This is a genomic window from Pedobacter sp. (assembly GCF_965249885.1).
GTDB lineage: Bacteria > Bacteroidota > Bacteroidia > Sphingobacteriales > Sphingobacteriaceae > Pedobacter.
This window is the reverse complement of sequence record NZ_OZ252254.1, coordinates 1-20154: the sequence shown is the minus strand read 5'-3', so window position 1 is coordinate 20154 and position 20154 is coordinate 1. Positions and strand designations below refer to the sequence as shown.

Annotated in this window: 11 protein-coding genes and 1 tRNA gene; 9 read left to right on the top strand and 3 right to left on the bottom strand. The window is 40.7% G+C overall.

The window, feature by feature from the left end:
• Nucleotides 1–5: 5 nt before the first annotated feature.
• From ACY2A0_RS00060 to ACY2A0_RS00050, 3 genes are all read right to left on the bottom strand, one after another.
• On the bottom strand, nucleotides 6–3464 hold the full coding sequence (locus ACY2A0_RS00060; protein ID WP_461787624.1) for a TonB-dependent receptor: 3459 nt from the start codon (nucleotides 3462–3464) through the stop codon (nucleotides 6–8).
• A gap of 212 nt (nucleotides 3465–3676) precedes the next feature.
• The gene (locus tag ACY2A0_RS00055) at nucleotides 3677–4843 is read right to left on the bottom strand and encodes a FecR family protein (RefSeq protein WP_461787623.1); all 1167 of its coding nucleotides are present in this window, start codon (nucleotides 4841–4843) and stop codon (nucleotides 3677–3679) included.
• A gap of 99 nt (nucleotides 4844–4942) precedes the next feature.
• Complete coding sequence (locus ACY2A0_RS00050; protein WP_461787622.1) at nucleotides 4943–5533, bottom strand: RNA polymerase sigma factor; 591 nt, start codon at nucleotides 5531–5533, stop codon at nucleotides 4943–4945.
• 1273 nt (nucleotides 5534–6806) lie between these two features.
• Between ACY2A0_RS00050 and ACY2A0_RS00045 the strand changes: the two genes are divergently transcribed.
• From ACY2A0_RS00045 to ACY2A0_RS00005, 9 genes are all read left to right on the top strand, one after another.
• Nucleotides 6807–9893: a SusC/RagA family TonB-linked outer membrane protein gene (locus tag ACY2A0_RS00045; RefSeq protein ID WP_461787621.1), complete on the top strand. Its 3087-nt coding sequence runs from the start codon at nucleotides 6807–6809 to the stop codon at nucleotides 9891–9893.
• Nucleotides 9894–9915: 22 nt separating this feature from the next.
• Nucleotides 9916–11289: a RagB/SusD family nutrient uptake outer membrane protein gene (locus tag ACY2A0_RS00040; protein WP_461787620.1), complete on the top strand. Its 1374-nt coding sequence runs from the start codon at nucleotides 9916–9918 to the stop codon at nucleotides 11287–11289.
• An 18-nt stretch (nucleotides 11290–11307) separates the two neighbouring features.
• Nucleotides 11308–12633 (top strand): DoxX family protein, encoded by a 1326-nt coding sequence (locus ACY2A0_RS00035; protein WP_461787619.1) that lies wholly within the window; start codon nucleotides 11308–11310, stop codon nucleotides 12631–12633.
• A gap of 4 nt (nucleotides 12634–12637) precedes the next feature.
• Nucleotides 12638–14083, top strand: coding sequence for a hypothetical protein (locus ACY2A0_RS00030; RefSeq protein ID WP_461787618.1), 1446 nt, complete (start codon nucleotides 12638–12640; stop codon nucleotides 14081–14083).
• Between the two features lie 13 nt (nucleotides 14084–14096).
• A complete protein-coding gene (locus ACY2A0_RS00025) occupies nucleotides 14097–15296 on the top strand; it encodes a hypothetical protein (protein WP_461787617.1) in 1200 nt (399 codons plus the stop codon).
• A 325-nt stretch (nucleotides 15297–15621) separates the two neighbouring features.
• Nucleotides 15622–17064 carry a phytoene desaturase family protein gene (locus tag ACY2A0_RS00020; protein ID WP_461787616.1) on the top strand — a complete coding sequence of 481 codons (1443 nt, stop codon included), beginning with the start codon at nucleotides 15622–15624 and terminating at the stop codon, nucleotides 17062–17064.
• Nucleotides 17065–17074: 10 nt separating this feature from the next.
• Nucleotides 17075–18337: a YeiH family protein gene (locus tag ACY2A0_RS00015; protein ID WP_461787615.1), complete on the top strand. Its 1263-nt coding sequence runs from the start codon at nucleotides 17075–17077 to the stop codon at nucleotides 18335–18337.
• A gap of 220 nt (nucleotides 18338–18557) precedes the next feature.
• Nucleotides 18558–18628, top strand: a tRNA-Met gene (locus ACY2A0_RS00010).
• A gap of 104 nt (nucleotides 18629–18732) precedes the next feature.
• Entirely contained in the window at nucleotides 18733–19995 is a 1263-nt protein-coding gene (locus ACY2A0_RS00005) for a sterol desaturase family protein (protein WP_461787614.1), read from the top strand.
• Nucleotides 19996–20154 lie beyond the last annotated feature (159 nt).

Here is a 20154-nt window from a genome sequence, read left to right as displayed (position 1 = left end):
TTCGGTTAAAATGTTAAGTTGAGACCTACCGTATAGGTTTTTAGCATCGGGTACGAAAACCCATCACCTTGTCCGCCATTGACTTCGGGATCTGATCCCTGAATAACTTCTGGATCAAAATCTCTTGTGATTTTATACATCGGCGACCATGTCCACAGGTTTTGCCCGGTTACATACAGCCTTGCACTGGATATCTTTAGTTTCTTGCTCCAATCTGATGGAAAAGTATAGCCAATGGTTACATCCTTTAGGCGAATGTAGCTGGCATCTTGCAAATAGCGTGTTTGTTGTACTGCCAGTTGAGGGGTAGAGCCTATAGATGTATAAGTTCTCAGGCGAGGGTAGTAGGCATCGGGACGTTCTGGTGTCCAATAATTGTCGTTAATCGCAGTTGGTAAAAAGGTGTACGGGCGATTATAAGGTCCCCAAAAATATGCAGCCTCCACAGAGGGCCACCAGTCTCTTTTGCCTATTCCCTGGAAGAAAGCTGAAAATGAAAAATTATTCCAACTGAAATCTGCTGTGACGCCATAGGCATATCTCGGAGATGAATTTCCAATCACGGAAACATCACCATGGTCGGCTAAAGTATTCTGACCCCTGTTCACCACTCCATCTCCATTCAGGTCCTTAAATTTAAGATCTCCCGGCAACAGTTTATTGGCCAGGGAGGTTCTGATATAGGATTGGTCTGCATGTTTGGCAATCTCCTCCATGGTTTGAAATAGGCCTTCGGTTGTAAAGCCCCAAATGTCCCCTAATCGCTGGCCTACGAAATTGGAACTTAGTGTCCCCGTTGGATTATAGAATTTAGTGATATGCGATACGTTATCTGAAAGCGTGACACGGACTCCATATTTTAAAGGTTTTGCAAAATTGATCTGATCACGCCACGCCAGCGATAATTCCCAACCTTTAGTTGATAGGTCGGCACTATTAGATTTTGGTACAGTTGCACCAAATACGCCAGGCAAAGGTCTGGAAGCCATAATCATTCCTGTAGTCTTTCTATCATACCAATCGAAAACCAATGATAGGCGCTGCTTTAGAAAATCTGCATCCAGTCCTACATCAAATGTGGTTGCGGTTTCCCAAGTGAGGTTATCGGGTATTACTCCAGGTTGCCTGATGTAGCTAGGAAAGCCACCATTGATGATCACTGGCGAACGCGTGGCAGCTATGGTTTGTAAGAAAGTATAAGGGTCTATATTTCCATTTCCCAATGATCCGTAGGAAGCTCTCAACTTGAAATTGTCTAACCAATTTTTCGTGTTTTTCATGAAGTTTTCTTCAGACACTCTCCAGCCTGCAGAAACAGAAGGGAAGAATCCAAACTGTTCGTTGGTTGGAAATTTCGAGGACCCATCATAACGGCCGTTCACTTCTACCAAATATCTTCCTTTGTAGTCATAATTGATCCTTGAAAATACACCTGAAAAGGCCCAGATGTTTCCTCCACCAGTCAATCTGTAGTTAGATCCTGAAGCCAAGTTGAAGTCTAATAAGTCCTCCAGCAGAAGCCCATCTCTGGAAATATTAACGCTGGCTGTCTTGCTATATTCAAGGTTATAACCGGCAAGTACCTTGAGATTGTGATCTTTGAAACGTTCTTGGAAGGTTGCATAGATATTTCCCACATAATAGTTCCTTGTATTGGTATTATTGGTCATATCATTAATTCCGGCACGGGTAATTACGCCAGGAGCATTACTGAATGGAACAGGAATATATTTATAGTTGTCAACGTCACTTGAAAAAAGGTACGAAAAATCCCCCTTCAAACTCAGCTTATCTTTGAGGATTGATGCCGTAAAGCCAACAGTATTTCTTAAAAAGGTATTTCGTGCCAATGAATAACTTTTACCATAATAAAAATCACCGACAGTATTTGCACCAGCCCTTGTTAATGTGCCGTCGGGATTAAATACAGGTGCAATAGGGAAACCGTTTACAGCTAGGAGACGCAGAACTGCATTTTTACCGCCATAAGAAGTAAGTGGATATTTATATCGATAGCTAGAAAAGTCGGAAATGCTGTTAATGGAAAACCAATCATTCACCTTTACGTCTCCTTTAAACCTGATGTTATATCGGTTGTACTCGTCAGGACTATAACGGTAAATGCCATCCTGAGAATAGGCACGTCCAGAAAGTGTAAAATTGATTTTTTCACTTCCGCCAGAAACATTGAGTGCGTGTTCCATCGATCGATTAGAATCTTGATATAGTTCTTTGAGCCAATCTGTACTTTCATAATAAACGTAATTACCAGAGGCATCAAGTTCAACTTTAGGTAGGGAAGGATCTTCAGACCTTCTTTTCAATTCTGCAAGATAAGATTGGGAAAATGGATAGACTCCATTGATATTGGCTGGACGTTCGGTATAATCGAACCAACCGGCATAAGCTTCGTCAAACACCTTTGCCCATGTATATCCATCATTTACGAAATCAGGGCGGGTGGTGTGTTGATTAAGCGAAAAATTCGAACTATAATTAAGCTGTATTTTTCCTTTTTGCGGCGTTTTAGTTGTTATCAAGACCACTCCAAAGGCGCCTCTAGCACCATAAATGGCAGCAGAAGCAGCATCTTTAAGCACCGTTACCGTAGCAATATCGTTAGGGTTCAGGTCGTTAGGGTTTGATGGAACTCCATCAATCAGTACCAGTGCTCCGGCTTCACCACCTGCGCCAATTGATGTTACTCCACGAATGTTATACGTAGAACTACGAATAGGTTTACCATCCGTCATCGTAATATTTAACCCTGGAATTACCCCTTGCAAAGCTCTGGTTGTATTTGGCACCGGTCGATCTTGAAAATATTCACTGCCAACCTGATCTACTGCGCCCGTTAAATTTGCTTTTTTTGTAGTGCCATAACCTACAACCACCACTTGGGTCAGGGCTTTGATATCAGCTTTTAGCGTAATAACGATTTCCTTTTTGCCCTCTATGGCTATTTCTTGATCTATAAAACCAAGGTATAGCACAACCAGAATTGCATTGCTTTCCAGATTTTTTAGACTAAATTCACCATTTTCATTGGTAGAGGTCTGGATATTGCTTCCTTTAACTTTTACGGTTGCACCTGGAAGTGGCTTTCCACTTTCATCGGTGACCCTGCCCTTGACGTCAGCTAGTGCTGAAGTTTTAGCGTCTAAAAGTTTTTCCTTCACTACAACAGCCTTTTCGGAAACGGTAATCAGATAAGTGAGCGGTTGGTTTTCGAAAATCTTATCCAGTGCTTCTTTAAGTGAGACATTTTTTACATTTATGCTAACAGGTTTCGCCTGCTTGATCAGGTCGAGGTTATAAAAAAAGTCATAACCGCTTTGTTGACGAACTTCTTTGATGAGTTTATCAATTGATGAATTTGTTTTATTGAGGGTGATCGTCTGGGCAAAGCTGTTCGCACTTACCTGAAGTATTGCTGTTGTCAAGAAAATCAGGGTCAGTTTCATAACGAGCAGAGGTTTATTTATGGCAGTTTTGTCACGTCTACCTATTAGTAGTAGGTAATATTTCATATATTTGGCTTGTTTGGGTTTAAGTCTTAAATGTTAGTGTCACAACTTATATTTAATCCGTTTAATCGGTTTGAGGTGAGCCCAACAATTGGCCAAGGGTGCTCCAACACCTTTGGCTTTTTATCTTTTCACCTTTTTGTTCAGGCTTATTTCATAACAATAACTCTCCTTCCTTCAACTCTAAAATGAACATTGCCGGTTAACTCTATAATTTTCAACACCGTTGATAAATTTTTCGACCTTGATATTTCACCACCAAAAAGTACTGCTGGTGACGGCTTGGTTTCGTAGATGATTTCGACATTGTACCAACGGGCAACTTTGTTCATGATGCTTTCCAAGTTCTCAGTGAATTTAAAATATCCATTTTTCCATGCAACAAAATCTTCCGCTTCAACTTCTGAAATGTTGATTTTGTTACCCGAAAGGGCTGCTTGTTGGTTAGGTTTGATCACGATAGCATTTCCATTTTTAGGCCTGACACTCACAGCGCCTTCCAAAAGTGTTGTCCTTATGGTTTGGTTATCACGATAGGCATTGATGTTGAAATGGGTACCTAAAACTTCTACGTCTTGATCATCTGTGCTTACGATAAAGGGATGAACTTTGTCCTTCGCTACTTCAAAATATCCCTCACCTTCCAGAAAAACGCTTCTTTTAGCTTGATTTGCAAAGTTTGTAGGGTATCTGAGGGAAGATTCAGCATTTAAGAAAACACGGGTTCCATCGGGTAAACGTACCTGCGTTTGTTCGCCACGAGAAGTCGACAATAAGTTATATCCAATATTTTCATTCGTCGTGCTCGTAATCTCATAGATGAGCTGGCCGTCTTCGGTTTTTAAGATCTTCACGCCCGTTTCATTGGCAATGTTTCCGGCTGATAGGTTGTTGATATGGATTTTCTTTCCATCTGCTAATGTTAACGTAGCTCCATTTTTTCCTGGGTGGATTTGATCGGCAGCACCTATCGGGTTAACTAACTCTTCATTAGATCTGAAATTGCTGAAATAGAGTCCAAGCGATACGACCAGTAGGATGGAGGCAGCGGCAATCCATCGCATCCTAGATTTTTTTCGCTTCAGATGCGATTGGCCTACATTGGTAATGGCGCTAAAAATCGTTGCTGATCTCTCCGGTGAGATATCTGAGAGTAATGTAATATCTGCGCTGATCAGTTTTTCATCAAGTACATCCTTTAGCTTTTCATTGAGGTTTCTATCTTTTAGGATAGACTTGAATTCCTGCAATTCGCCATCGGTCAATGATTGATCTAGGTATTTTTGATATAAATAATTGATCCTTTCTTTCTCCATATCTATTACATGTTAAGGCTTGTTTGATGTTGGTCAATCTAGTTGATTTTACCTTACATGATAAAGACACGCAGCTCCTAATTTCGGAGTAGGGGAAAATTAAAGAAAATTAAAAAAGATGAATACAATGGTCAGATCTGAATGTTTAAGTACATAGTTGCGTAGATAACGGAGCGCTAATTGCATATGGGTTTTTACGGTTAGCGGAGAAATGCCCAACTGCTCTGCTGCCTGACTGTACTTTAACCCTTTTTGGTAACACAACTGATAAACTTCCTTTTGCTTCACGGATAACTGAGCTATGCCCTGGTTTAAGATGTGGTGGTAATCATCGAGCATGATCCGCTCCTCGGTTTCATTATGTTCTTCTGCCCATTCCAAGGCTATCTGTTTATCTGTTCGCAATTCTAATGCAATACGACGTATCATATTTAGGCAGCGGTTACGGGCAAGGGTATTCAAATAGCTTTCCAAATGACGTATTTTATTCAAATCATTGCCCATCAGCCAAAGCTTTAGAAAAACTTCTTGCAATACTTCCTCCGCCTGATGTTCGTTTCGCAAAAGCGCTAATGCAGAAGAATAGACAACCCTTCTATACTGCTCGTAAACGATTTTGAAGGCGTATTGATCCCCTTTGGCAATCTTGGCCAATAATTCATGAACGTCGTGGAGGGGTTTGGTCTGCATAAATTGACTCAGCTCATTCTAAAGGCTTTAGGCTTCAATAATACACATATTTTTTATAACGTATGTTAAGTGCGCTTTAATTTTGTAAAATGATCTAGCAATAATCTCATCCATAATAAAGGCATAAAAGTTTAGAGGAGCACCAATCTAAAACTATATAATTTTTCTCTATATACACCTTCAATTATAGGTTCAATTTCCAATAAAAGCCATCCAAATGTTCAAAAAAATAATCCTCCTGACCCTATGCTCAAATCCTAATGCCTTAGATGCTTTATCTCCTCAGAATTCATCTTTCTAAAGCTATTTTTTCCGATGCGATTTAAATTGAATTGTCCAAGATTTAATGCCACAATCGCTCTTTATAGATAGCAAAGTTATGTTGTATCTTGACGATAAAGATTTCTATATTTGACTTGATCGAATTGCATTGATAAGTGCTAAAAATGGACACAATTCACGCAAAGGTTCAATATTTAGTTATCCAAGCAATTTTCAAGCTATTTATGATGCGGCAGAAAAGAGTCACAAGGGCATCATTATGTTAGCAAATATCCTTCTCTTTTAAAGGTTTTTTTGTGTTGAAGTGGTTGGCTCAGTTAAGGAAACAAAAGAGTTCGCAATTCATCTTTTCGCTATAGGCTTTCTTCGTTCATTTGTAAATGAAGAAAGCCTCTTGGGTGAAGTTACTGTAAATATCGAAACTTTCAGAACAGTGGGTGGCTCTGAGAGATATTTTAGTATGCTGAAAACCCTTTTGCCGGTCACTGAATATTTATAAGATACTAGAATTGAGAAGGTGGACTATAAGCTGCAGATCATTGTACTAAATCTCTTGTAGTAAAGGCTTAGAAAATGAAAATCGCTTCCTTAAATAATTTTATATCAAGTTATAAAATACAATTCTGTTATTTTAATCTAAAAAGTCAGAATATTCCATCAATTAGAATTCTTAATATCTCTATCCTCTTATCAAATAATCGCTATTATTATAAATATCTACTAAATCTATAGATTTAATTGTTATTTAGTTTTTTTGTTTATACTTTTGCTGTCAATAAATTAAATATAACAACATGGATACATTTTTACAATCAGGTAACGCTTTCTCAAAAATTAAGAAATTAGCAAGCACTTGCCGAATGTGTTGTTGCTGTTGAAAACAAAAAGACAGACCTAAGTCTGTCTTTCCGATCCGCTGACATGCAACGCCAATCACCTGTCAGCTTCCAGTTTTAATCAATCGTTTCGTAACTAAAACCTCTTTAAAATTATGCAAAATTTTGAAAGAGCAAAACATTTTATCAATGTTTTTGCTTCTGGAAAGCGTAGGGGTGCATTAATTTATGCATTTCTCATCACACTAACTTTTTCCGCTCGCATACAGGCACAAACCAAGCCACTGATCAATTCGACCTTAACTGGTAAGGTAGTAGATGCAGCGACCAAAATAGGTATCCCCGGTGCCAGTATTCATATTACTGGAACTACCCACACGGTACAAACCGATAGCAATGGCAATTTTGATTTCGTTACTGGCCAGAAATTCCCTTACACTTTGGAAATTTCTTACATCGGCTACGAAAAGCAAACCGTTGTAGTTAATGGTAGCCCCATTACTGTAGCACTCAAAGAGGCCGTTAATCAATTAAATGATTTGGTGGTTGTAGGATATGGTACCCAGAGTCGGAAAAATTTGATCGGTTCCGTATCAAAGATAGATCCTACTGATACCAAAACTATTCCCACAGCAAGCTTTGATGTGCAACTGCAAGGTAAAGCTGCTGGCGTTCAAATCAACGCCAATTCTGGTGTGCCTGGGGCAGATGTTTTTATCAGGGTTAGGGGTGCTACTTCAATCAATGCCTCCAATGATCCTTTGTATATTATCGATGGTGTTTTTGTTAACAGTTCAAGTCTGCAGAACATTGCTCAGGATAGGGGGATTTCGCCATTGGCTGATATCAATCCCGCTGATATTGAGAGTATAGAAATTTTGAAAGATGCTTCGGCGGTAGCTATCTATGGTTCTAGGGGAGCCAATGGTGTTGTTTTGGTTACCACCAAGCGTGGTAACTACGGGCAAAAGACCAAAATTGATTTTAACGCATCCGAGGGAGTGGCTTGGGCTCCCAGCGATAGGATCTGGAAAGCAACCACGGGAGAAGAGCATGCCATTCTGGTTAATGAGTACAACAGGAATATGGGTACCGCTGAGCCCTTCAGAGATAAGAGTATCGTCATTAGTGGGGTAGCAGGTAGAGGCTTGCCTTCTGAACAGCCCACGTATGATCGTTTGAGCTATTTATTTCGTAATGCTAGGCTTCGCAACTATGATGTTTCACTTCAGGGTGGTAGTGAAAAGACGAAGTTTTATTTTGGGGGTGGATATACAGGACAGGAAGCCATTTGGCGTCCTATGGGGCTAGAGCGTGGTGCCATAAAAATCAATTTAGACCACAAAATTTCTGATAAGATCAGCATCAGTACCAGCAATAGTATCAGTAAAACTCATCGAGACCAAGCTAGACCTGCCAACGGAGCAAACGGTACGCTATTGCAGGCTTCATTAAATATTCCAACCTATCTCCCAATTTTTGATGCAGCGGGCACTCCTTTAAAATGGGTGAACTTTGATAATATCGCAGTACTTACTAGCACGCAAAACCTATGGTCAAATAGTTATCATTATGTAGGTAATGTTAACCTGGACTATAAAATAACTTCCAAGTTGAATTTCAGGACTACATTCGGCGTGGATTACAACAATTATGAAGAAAATGAGTACTGGGATACCAGGACTATACTCGGTAATAATGGTGGTCGTGGTACACAAAGCATCACCCAATCTTCTACCGCTATCAACGAACAAACGCTAAATTATAACGATAAAATAGGCAAGCACAGTTTCGGCGTATTGGTTGGAAACACTTTGCAGGGCATAGAAACTAAGAATGTTTCAGCTACAGGCACCAATTTTCCCAACAATTCTTACACCCAGATTTCTTCAGCTGCAACACAAACGGCATCGCAGTATAAAAATAACAGTACGTTGGCTTCCTTTTTTTCAAGGGTAGACTACAATTTTAACTCTAAATATTATGCCGAGTTTATCATTCGTGCCGATGGTTCTTCTAAATTTGGAGCTAACAACCGATGGGGATATTTTCCTGCTGTTGGTGGAGCGTGGCGCCTGAGCGAAGAGGATTTCATCAAGAGAATTCCCCAAATATCAAATTTAAAACTTAGGTTGAGCTATGGTATTACGGGTAATCAAGGCGGGGTAAGCGACTTTGCTTCAAGGGGCTTATGGACTGGGGGCTTCGGTTATGCCGATGTAGCCGGTGGCTCAGAATTGCCGGGTACTGGTCCATTGCAGATTGCCAATCCCGACCTAAAATGGGAAAGTACTGCACAGTTTAGTTCAGGGTTAGATATTGGCCTTTTCAATGACCGTTTGGGTATCGAACTTAATTATTACCGCAAGTATACTAGCGATGCACTTTTACAGGTAGCAACTCCTGGCATCACTGGCTTTACTTCCTATCTTACCAATTACGGTGAGATTAGCAATAATGGTTACGAGGTATCTATTAATTCAACCAATATTCGCAATCAATCTTTTACCTGGAAAACCGATTTTAATGTAGCGGGAAATAAAAATACGATTGAAAAAATTCCAGCCGATATTCCATTTGCAGGAAGAGATCTGATCAGATTGCAACAGGGCAATTCGTTATATGCTTATTGGCTGTATAAACAATTAGGCGTAGATCCCAATACAGGTGATGCTGTTTTTGAGGACTATAATGGTGATGGTAAGATTACTGCGGAAGATAGGCAGATTGTGGGAAGTACCTGGCCTAAATTTTTTGGCGGGCTTACCAATAGCTTTACCTACAAGAATTTTGACCTGTCGGCATTTTTTGTTTTTTCATACGGCAACTACATCTGGAACCATAACCGTATGCTGGGCGAAACCGGTGGTACGCTTGATGCTGGTAGGGTGCTGTTAGCCAGTCAATTGAATAGATGGACTACTACAGGCCAAATTACCGAAACACCTAGGCTTACAGCCGCCAACTATTCACGACAAGAAAATAGTCGCTTTTTTGAGGATGCTTCCTATCTACGCCTGCGTACGCTTACCTTCGGCTATACACTTCCAAAATCGCTAACACAACGTGCCAAAATCAATAAAGTTAGGTTGTACGTAACGGGCAATAACCTTTTGCTATTTACCAAATATACTGGCGCAGATCCCGAATCGAATTTGGGTACACAAAATATCCAGGGGTACGACTACGACACGCCACCACAACCACGAAGTATCCAGTTTGGCCTAAATGTTTCCCTTTAGCTCTTTCTTAAATTAAATAAAGATGAAAATATTAAGATATATACTTTTTTCGGCCAGCTTAATGGTTTTGAGCGGTTGCGAGAAATTTTTGACCACGGAACCTGTTAATGCGGTTTCCGACGAAACTACTATTGTAGACAAAGTATCGGCAGAGACTGCGCTTAGGGCTGTTTATCGCCAGTTTGGAAATATCGGTTACTATGGTGAAAACTACGTTACATTTGGCTATTTCCCAAGTGGAGATATTAAAAACCTTACAACGGGTGGCTCAGCGAACTTTGTTAATGTCAATTTCCGCTCAGATGATGTACTCTTCAATACCACTTGGGTTGCTATATACGGGGCTATCAACCGTGCCAACCACGTTATTGCAAAAGTGCCTACCGTTAGTGATCCACTACTTACCACTGCGCTTCGGAACCAATACATAGGCGAAGCCAAATTTTTAAGGGCACTTGCTTATTTTGATTTGGCACGAGCTTGGGGCGGCGTACAACTTATTTTGGAGCCTACCACTTCCTTGCAAAGTACGCCACAGGTTAAGCGGAGCACACTTGCACAAACCTATGCACAAGTTTTAAAAGATTTGGAAGATGCAGAACCTTTGTTACCAGATGCGGTAAACAGAATTAGGGCTACCAAACGAACGGTTTGGGCACTAAGGGCCAGGCTACATTTATACCAAAAAGAATGGGCATTGGCCGAGAGCTATGCGACGAAGCTTATTGATAAATCAGCAGATTATACATTGATAAAGCCGTTTAGTGCTTGGTTTGCCGACAACGTGAAAGCCAGCCAAGAATCTATTTTCGAACTTCAGTTCAGTGTAAACAATCCAAATTCAACTCGCATCCAAATGGCGCACTCCACCAATGGTGGTCAATATCGTTATGCACCAAATGACAGGTTTGTACAGTTGCTAAATGATCCTAACATTGGCGGCGGAAGAAAGGCATTGATCGGAAGTGTTACCCAGAGCGGCATTACCAACTGGTTCGGTAATTTATACTACAGGCGTGACGCTACGGATCCAGCCTATATTTTCCGGATTTCGGAGATGTATCTCATTAGGGCAGAAGCTAGAGCACAGCAAGATAACCTATCGGCTACCACAGGCGCTTTGTTCGATCTCAATAAAGTGAGGGATAGGGCTGGTTTGTTGGCCTCCACAGCTGTGGGCAAAGCCAATATTTTACTTGCAATAGAAGAGGAAAGAAGGTTTGAGTTTGCTTTTGAGCCACACCGTTGGTTCGATTTGGCGAGGACAGGCAGGGCCAAGGTAGTATTGGAAGCCTTGGATCCAAATACCAAAGTGGCCAGTCATGAATATGTGTTTCCCATTCCAGTGACACAAATTCAGCTTGATAAAAACTTGGAACAAAACCCTGATTATTAATTGCTAAAATTTAAGCTGATGAGTTTTTTTAATCAAGCACCTGTTTCATGGAACAGTACGAATAAGTTTATACTGCGCTTCCTTTTTATTTACATCGTTTTGCAGGCCATTCCTTTGGACTATACGTTTTACACCGATCTATTATCGAACAGTGTAGGAGAAAGGGGATTTTACGCATTGTTCAAAATTGCCAGCTATACGCCACAGTTTTATGGACTTGATAGCTATCTGACCTGGTTGCTTTTTGCCGTCGTAGCAGTAGTGGGGAGTTTTTTGGGCGAAAGAATTTGTGGTAACCGATTTCAGGATTTCGATAAGCTTTATTATTGGCTAAGGGTAATTTTACGCTATCGTTTAGCGCTGGCGGCCATAGCCTTCGGATTGATCAAGGTATTTCCCCTGCAAATGCCTTATCCGAGTTTAAGTAATCTACACACCAACTATGGCGATTTCTTGCCATGGAAAATTTACTTTCATACCACGGCCATTGCGCCTCCGTTTGAAGTGTTTTTAGGTTCGGTTGAGCTGATAGCTGGGCTGTTGTTACTTTATCGAAGAACAGTCACCTTTGGCGCAGGTATACTGGCGGGCTATTACGGTAACGTTTTTGCTTCCAACATCGCCTACCAAATGGGGTACACCGCCTTTAGTGTTCAACTTACATTTTTTGCGGCGGTGTTGTTCATCTATGATGCTCCCCGATTATACCAACTGTTAATCGCCCAAAAGTATACCGTAGCTAACACTTATCATCCAATTTTTGGTAAAAAGGAAAAATTATTAAAGATTATTGTAGGGTCAATTGTAGTAGTTTTTGTGTTGGCCTTAACTAATGCCACTTATCACAATTATACTACTGCCCCTTACAAATATCCTAAAACTGCTGGTTTAAAAGGAAGTTACGGCTATTACAACGTGAAGGTATTCAAGCTCAATAACGTAGCGCTACCTTATTCCACTTCAGATATAAATAGATGGCAAAATGTGGTATTCGAAAAATGGGCGACACTGAGCATTAAGACCGCTAAGCCTATCGTTATTGATGAAGGACTGGGAGACCAGTTTACAGATTTGGATGTAGAACGGAATTTCGAATCAGCAGGAGTAGGTGGAAGAAGGTATTTTGCGTATAAGTCAGATACGCTGTCTGCAACGCTAAGCCTCGTTAACAAAAACAAACATCATCAAACAGAACGATTTGAACTAAAGTACCAATGGCTTAATGATAGCACATTGGTGTTGAGGGGAACCAATGAACGTAAAGACTCCATCTACGCTGAACTGAACAGGATCAATAAGAAATATCTTCTTTTCGAAGGTAGGAGAAAACCTATAAAACTATAAGTACATGGGAGCTATCATCAAAGAAAACGCTTCAATAGCTGAGACTTGGACCGGTTTTCAAAAATTTGTTTTCAGAACCTTTTTTGTGTTCTTCATTGTAATGATTGTACCAACGGATGGTAAATACTATCAGCGCTGGTTTACTACAGATTGGAAAAATCTGCATATCAGGGACATTGGTTCGCTCAGCGGTTCAAGCTTTAAAATTGTGGAAGTGGCGACGAAAAGACCTGGTGGCAATGATATTGGCGGCGCTCCTGAAAAAAAGGAATATAAGTACATCATCTATCCGGAATCTGGTGAATATGGCGCTTGGAGCTATATCAATTGGGCTATAGCGTTTGGAATTGGAATTATCGGCGCACTGATTTGGACACTGATTGATAAGAAGTATAGGAACTTTAATACGCTTTACTACTTTTTGGCTGTTTTGGTCAGCTACTCGATGATCATACGATTGCAGGGCCTTACATTTTCCAAGATATTTCCATCCCAAATGCCAGATTTAGCGTTAACGCAGTTGAATACACCCTTTGGAGATTTCGTGGCACAAAAATTATATTGGATTCAGTTCAGTTTTGCACATAATTTTGAAAGATATGCAGGCTTTGCCGAATTGGTCATCATGCTTACGCTATTCTTCAGAAGAACGAGGGCTATTGGTGCAGCACTCAGTATTGCCATGATAGGCGTAATTGCCCTTGCTAACCACACTTACGATGGCGGTATCCATTTATTGGCCTCATTTTATATATTGGGTGGCATTTTTGTGTTGTGGCGCTACCTGCCAGCAATAGGCAATTTGATTTTAAGGGAAAGTAATGCTGCGCTGAACATCGTATATTATCCTTTCGATAAGCCGTGGGAAAAATGGTTTAGGATCGCTTTTAAAAGCTTCATCTTCTTTTTCTTCTTCGTACTCAGTGCCTACCTTCACTGGCAAAATTACCTTCACGACTCTTATAAGGTTCCGCAGAACCCCGGATTGGCCAATGCCAGAGGACTTTACCAGGTGGATAGCTTTAAAATAGATGGTAAGGAGGTAACCTACTCGCCGCTGGACTCTTTACGTTGGCAGGATGTGACCCTTGAGCAGTGGTCTACGCTATCATTTTCGGTTTTTAATACTTTCCAGATTCACGGAGAGGCGGGTAGGGGGAAACAGTATAAGGACATTGATAGGACTTATGAATCAGCAGGAACTGGTGGAGGACGCAGGCATTTTTACTATGAGGTGGATACAGTTAACCACGTATTGACTTTGACCAATAAAAATAAGGCATACAAAGAACAAGTGTTGACACTTCGCTATCAAAGACCTCGTGCTGACGAACTATGGCTACAGGGCAATAATGAATATGGGCAATCGATAGAGATGGTTTTGAAGAGAAGACAAAAGGACTACCTCGTGTTTAAATATCGCCAGCAACGTAATATCTGGATTCCTTAATAAACCTAATCAGATGAGTGTTTTTAAATCAAAAAATAAGGTGTCATTGCCTCAGGAAAATAGCATTGATCAAAAGCCTTGGACTAAAAGCCAGAAGTTTGCTTTTCGTATTGCGTTCATTTTCTTTACCTTAATGAGTATACCCACAGACTACGGGTACTACGTAATGCTCGCTAACTTTGATTGGCTGCACCTCAACTACAGGCAGCTCACTGAAATGGCCGCTTTTTTTAATCCGCAGTTCATCAACGTTTATTCGGAAAGTGGTTTTTTTGGCATTGCGAGTTACATCAACTGGCCTTTCGTGTTGTTGTTGTCCATTGTTGGGGCCACAGTTTGGGGATATCTCGATCGAAGTGATAGCTCTCCATACCAGAAGTTATATTACTGGGTGAGGGTATTTGCTCGTTATCGTGTGGCCTACGCTGGCATAGGCTGGGGCTACAAGAAAATATTTGTAATGCAGATGCCTACGCAGTTTGAGGCCATTTGGAACACAGATCTGATCAATTTTTTTGCTAAACGTTTGTACTGGGAGGTACTGAGCGTAGCGCCAACTTATGAAGTCTATTTAGGCTTTGCTGAGTTTTTTGCCGGTTTTCTATTGTTGTTCAGAAGAACTGTTCCTATTGGAGCAGCATTGGCTTTCGTCGTATTTGGCAATATCGCCATTTCCAATCATGCTTATGATATCGGCGAACAGGTACCTAGTGCATTGATGGCTCTTTTGGCTTTTTTCTTGCTTTGGGATTATATTCCTGCCATTTATCAGGTCATTGTTAAAGAAAAAGATGCCGTAGTTACACCCTATTACCCTAGCTTTAATGAAGCTTGGCAACGTTGGTCCAGAATTGGTTTAAAAGTAACATTCAATTTTTTGTTGGTAGTGTTGTTTGCCTATTACGAGGTGAGGGCAGTGGTACAAAATGATTACTACAAAATACCTAACACACCGGGATTGGAAAATACAAATGGTATTTATGAGGTAAAAAAGTTCAAACGTAATGGTATTGAATTACCCTATGATCCATTGGATAACAACAGGTGGCAGGATGTCATTTTTGAAAAATGGTCTTCTATTGGTGTCAGGTATGTTGATAAACCACAGCAAATAGCACCATTTTCTGCGGGAAGCTATCCTCGGGTAAATGAGCCGTACACTGGAGAGTTTTATTTCGATTGGAGAGGTGATCTACGCAGGTATCACCTCTAGATGCAGAAGGAAAGCAGCAGCCTAAAACGAAAATACCGAGGGACTTGCGCATTGATTGGGAGTTTTCCGGCATTCAAGGTCGGGTATATTACTATTATGAAATTGACACTGCCAAAAAGCTGCTTAAATTGGTGAACAAGAATAAAAATCATCGCACAGAAAAAATGTTGTTCAATTATCAAAGACCTGATACCAATACTTTGATTTTGAGTGGCGTGGACGACCGCAATGATTCGGTATATGTTGAGCTCAGCAAGTCGAGCTACCAACATCCACTCTTAACAAATGAATGAGTAAATGAATTAATAAATGAATAAATGAATAAATGAGCAATCATAATCAATACGATGCGATAGTGGTAGGGTCGGGACCCAATGGGCTTGCAGCTGCCATCACCATGCAACAGCAAGGTTTATCTGTACTTATAATAGAAGGTAAAGACACCATCGGCGGAGGTATGCGCACACAGGAACTTACGCTTCCTGGATTTCATCATGATGTTTGTTCTGCGATTCATCCAATGGCCTTGGGATCTCCGTTTTTTGCAACCTTACCTTTGGCCGAGCATGGCTTGGAATTTACCTACGCACCTATTGAGGCGGCGCATCCTTTTGATGATGGGAGTGCAGCTTTCCTTTCACGTTCTACTACAGAAACCGCAAATTCGCTAGGCATAGATGGTAAAAAATACCTCGATTTAATTGAACCAATTGTGGCGAATTGGGAAGCACTTGCACAGGACACCATGGGGCCTTTCAGATTTCCCAAACACCCGCTTCTATTGGCAAAATTTGGTTTGAATGCTTTGTTGCCCGCAAATATTACTGCAAACAAATTTAAAACGCAAACCGCACGAGGTTTGTGGGCCGGGATGTCAGCCCATGCCATACAACCTTTTGATAATTGGGCCTCGTCGGCTATTGGTTTGGTGCTCCTTGCCGTTGGGCATCGATATGGTTGGCCTATCCCCAAAGGAGGATCCCAAGCCATTGCCCATGCTTTAGCCAGTTATTTTATATCGCTGGGCGGGCAAATACAAACAGGTCATTTTGTAAGCGATGTTGAGGAACTTCCAAAGCACAAAGCTTTGCTTTTGGACCTTACTCCCAAACAAATTCTGAAGATTGCAGGTAAACAGCTTGCAGGAGGTTATCAGAAACAGCTCAGTAAATATCGCTACGGGATGGGTGTTTTTAAAGTTGATTGGGCGCTTGATGGTCCTGTTCCTTTTAAAAACGAATATTGTAGTAACGCAGCAACCGTTCATTTAGGCAATACTTACGAGGAAATAGCTGGTTCGGAAGAAGTAACCTCAAAAGGTGGACATCCAGATAAGCCATTTGTGCTATTTGCACAGCAAAGTGTTTTTGATTCGTCTAGAGCTCCGGAAGGAAAGCAAACGGCTTGGGCTTACTGTCATGTGCCTAATGGCTCTACCAATGATATGACAAGTGCCATAGAAAATCAGGTAGAACGCTTTGCTCCAGGTTTTAAGGACAGGATCTTAGCGAAATCGACCTTGAATAGTAGGGAGTTGGAAGCTTACAATCCAAACTATATTGGAGGTGATATCAATGGTGGAATTATCGATCTCAAGCAATTATATACTAGGCCTATTTTCAGTTTAATGCCCTATCGTACGTCAAGCCCATCTATCTACATCTGTTCATCTTCTACACCTCCAGGCGGCGGGGTACATGGGATGTGCGGCTATCATGCGGCCAAAACTGCACTGAAAGATATTTTTAACATCAAATTATCATTATAATCAAAATAAAATGACATCAACTGAAACTAAATTTAAATTAACTGAAGATTGGACTGTGGTAGCCCTAGGGTTTACGATTATTATTCTTTCCTTATTAGGACTAATCATTCCAGTACCTGCGGTAAAATGGTCGAATACCAACGAATTATTTGATAAAGTGCTTTCTTTGGGCAACCTATCGAAGTTTTTATATCAATTTTTTCTCGTCTTGGTAATTGCGATATTGGGCGCTTTGTTGATGCGCAAGTCGATTCAAAAAATATTTATAGTAGTACCAACTGTTTATATTTTAACCATTTTGGCGTTGATCATTGCCGGTAGTTCTGCCATGCGTGCTTTAAATTTAGAAGGCGTCATATTCAGCTTGGCAATAGGGCTGGCTATCAGTAACTTTTTTAAGCTGCCGCGATGGTTTGTCGAGAACCTTTCAACAGAACTTTTTGTTAAGATTGGTTTGGTGCTTTTGGGTACTACCGTGATTTTTTCTGATATCTTAAAGGCGGGTTCGCTAGGTTTGATACAGGCTTTAGTGGTAGTCTTGTCGGTTTGGTATTTCGCATTCTGGTTGTGTAAAAAGTTAAAGGTTGATCAGGAACTGACCATGATGATTTCCAGTGCTGTTTCTATCTGTGGCGTATCGGCGGCAATTGCTACTTCGGGTGCTATTAAAGGTGATCCCAAAAAGCTGTCTTACGTCATTTCCATGGTGTTAATTACCGCTATTCCGATGATGATCTTTATGCCCTACATTGCACACTACTTTAACTTTAGCGAAGAAGTTACCGGAGCTTGGCTGGGAGGAAGCATTGACACTACCGGAGCAGTAGTTGCCTCGGGTTCATTGGTTGGCGAAACAGCACTTAAAGTGAGTACGATAGTGAAGTTTTCACAGAACGTATTGTTAGGTATCGCGGCATTTGCTATCTCCGTTTATTGGACCTATACGCAAAAAACTGCCGACCAAACAACAGTAGAAAAACCCACCTTAAAAGTAATTTGGGAGCGTTTTCCTAAGTTCGTTATCGGCTTTGTTGGTGCCTCGTTGCTGTTCAGTTTTTTTCTATCTAAGGACGCTATCAGTGAAGTAAAAGACAGCCTAAAAAATTTGCAGGGACTATGGTTTGCGCTCGCTTTTACTAGTATTGGTCTGGAAACTAAATTTTCCGAGTTATTCGATAAAGATAGCAAGAAACCTTTTTATGCCTTTCTTATTGCTCAACTTTTCAATATTGTAATAACACTCATTATTGCCTACTTTTTGTTCGGTCGGTAGGGTTTTACGCCAGTGGGAAGGAATTGAGATAATAGGATCAAATTCGACTTAAATTCATATAAAAAAGTCCTTAAATAAAGTCTACTAAATTTGTAGACAAAATATTATTTTGTTATATTTGTTTCGTTATAATCATTGGTGTACCCACCGGTAACTTATAATTCATACATTTTATATTTGGTTGAAAGGGAAAGTCGCTGGATGGCACTTTCCTTTTATTGGTCGGTTGGCCGAGAGGATAGGCAGGGTTTCATAAACCTTAAACAATGGTTCGAATCCATTACCAGACCGCTATTGACTTTCGTCGTTATCTCATATAAGATCCATCAGATTGGGGAGCCTTTGAGAGATCAAGACAATCTTGTTTGACATCACCTTGGTATAAGCCCGTTACTATGAATATAGACCAGATCAATTATTTAGCATTTGCAATACCAGCCTTTTTCCTGTTCCTGTATTTAGAATACGCCGTTTCTTTAAGACGAAGAAAAGCTCAGAATTTTAGGTATGAGCGCTTTATATCCAATGTGAGCGTGGGCATAGCAGAACGTCTGCTGAACCTTTTTATCGCAGGCAGCTTTTTTTCTCTCTTCAATGACATACATGCCAACTACGCAATATTTGAGATACCATCTGCTTGGTGGGTATGGATTTTATTGCTGTTAACCACAGATTTGATATGGTATTGGTACCATAGGTTGGGGCATGAAATCAATTTTCTATGGGCTGCCCATATCGTTCATCACCAGAGCGAGGAGTTTAATTTGGGTGCCGCGGCACGGATTACCACTATTCAGGCGCTGGTCAGAAATTGCTTCTGGTGCTTCTTGCCCTTTCTAGGCTTCGATCCGTTCATGGTGGTGATCGTTCTTACCGTTCACGGCGTGTATTCATTTTTTACCCATACACAACTGATCGGCAGCATCCCGTGGTTGGAAAAAGTACTGATTACGCCTTCATTACACGGTGTACACCATGCCAGCGACGATAAATACCTGGATAAAAATTATGGTGATGTTTTTGTGTTTTGGGATAAAATTTTTGGAACCTTTCAGGCAGAGGAAGAGCCTCCTAGATACGGTTTAACCCATCCGTTGGGTAGCTACAGTTTCCTATGGCAGCATTTCCATTACTATTTTGAAATTGCGGAAGCTTGTAGGAGGGTAAAGGGATTGAAAGCTAAACTGAAGATTGTTTTTGGAAGCCCCGCACTTTTAGACCAAAACATTAGACCACAAATTGAAGAGCGGCTTTTTAAAAAACACCGGAATCGAAAACTGCGATCCCAACTTAGGAGGTATCTCAATGTTCAAATAGGAATCCTTGTAGCGCTGTTGATGTTCATTACCGCATTTTTTGCACAGCTTGCTGGATTTGATAAGTTTTTCATTTTATCTTTTTCGTTGGTCACCTTGATCAATTGCGGTGCTTTGTTGGAACAGCGTAAGTGGATATGCTATCTGGAATATACAAGATTGCTGATGTTGGCCAGCTATGTGCTATTCCACATCGGATACATAGATTTTTTGTTCATCCCCGTGATTGTGCTGATGTTGCTGGAAAAAAGATTTGCCCTGAGCAGCATTTATAACAGTTACGTGTTAAGGTTTGAACATAAGGATGCCGCAGTTTTAGAACACCAAAAATGGGACCGTTAGATCATGCGTTGCCTTTATACCGAAAAATAAGTAGGGTGCGGTAAGGTAACCCCAATATTCATTGAGGTTCAATTGGAATACGTTCACTTAAAACTGAAGCAAGTTTTTTACAATAATCCCTACAACGGCCGCAATGGCGATCAACGCTGGTTCCTGTAA

Excerpts from the sequence above, each read along its gene's own strand:
- ACY2A0_RS00020 (WP_461787616.1), top strand. The coding sequence starts at position 15,622 with ATGAGCAATCATAATCAATACGATGCGATAGTGGTAGGGTCGGGACCC.
- ACY2A0_RS00015 (WP_461787615.1), top strand. The coding sequence starts at position 17,075 with ATGACATCAACTGAAACTAAATTTAAATTAACTGAAGATTGGACTGTG.
- ACY2A0_RS00055 (WP_461787623.1), bottom strand. The coding sequence starts at position 4,843 with ATGGAGAAAGAAAGGATCAATTATTTATATCAAAAATACCTAGATCAA.
- ACY2A0_RS00040 (WP_461787620.1), top strand. The coding sequence starts at position 9,916 with ATGAAAATATTAAGATATATACTTTTTTCGGCCAGCTTAATGGTTTTG.
- ACY2A0_RS00025 (WP_461787617.1), top strand. The coding sequence starts at position 14,097 with ATGAGTGTTTTTAAATCAAAAAATAAGGTGTCATTGCCTCAGGAAAAT.
- ACY2A0_RS00045 (WP_461787621.1), top strand. The coding sequence starts at position 6,807 with ATGCAAAATTTTGAAAGAGCAAAACATTTTATCAATGTTTTTGCTTCT.
- ACY2A0_RS00050 (WP_461787622.1), bottom strand. The coding sequence starts at position 5,533 with ATGCAGACCAAACCCCTCCACGACGTTCATGAATTATTGGCCAAGATT.
- ACY2A0_RS00060 (WP_461787624.1), bottom strand. The coding sequence starts at position 3,464 with ATGAAACTGACCCTGATTTTCTTGACAACAGCAATACTTCAGGTAAGT.
- ACY2A0_RS00035 (WP_461787619.1), top strand. The coding sequence starts at position 11,308 with ATGAGTTTTTTTAATCAAGCACCTGTTTCATGGAACAGTACGAATAAG.
- ACY2A0_RS00005 (WP_461787614.1), top strand. The coding sequence starts at position 18,733 with ATGAATATAGACCAGATCAATTATTTAGCATTTGCAATACCAGCCTTT.
- ACY2A0_RS00030 (WP_461787618.1), top strand. The coding sequence starts at position 12,638 with ATGGGAGCTATCATCAAAGAAAACGCTTCAATAGCTGAGACTTGGACC.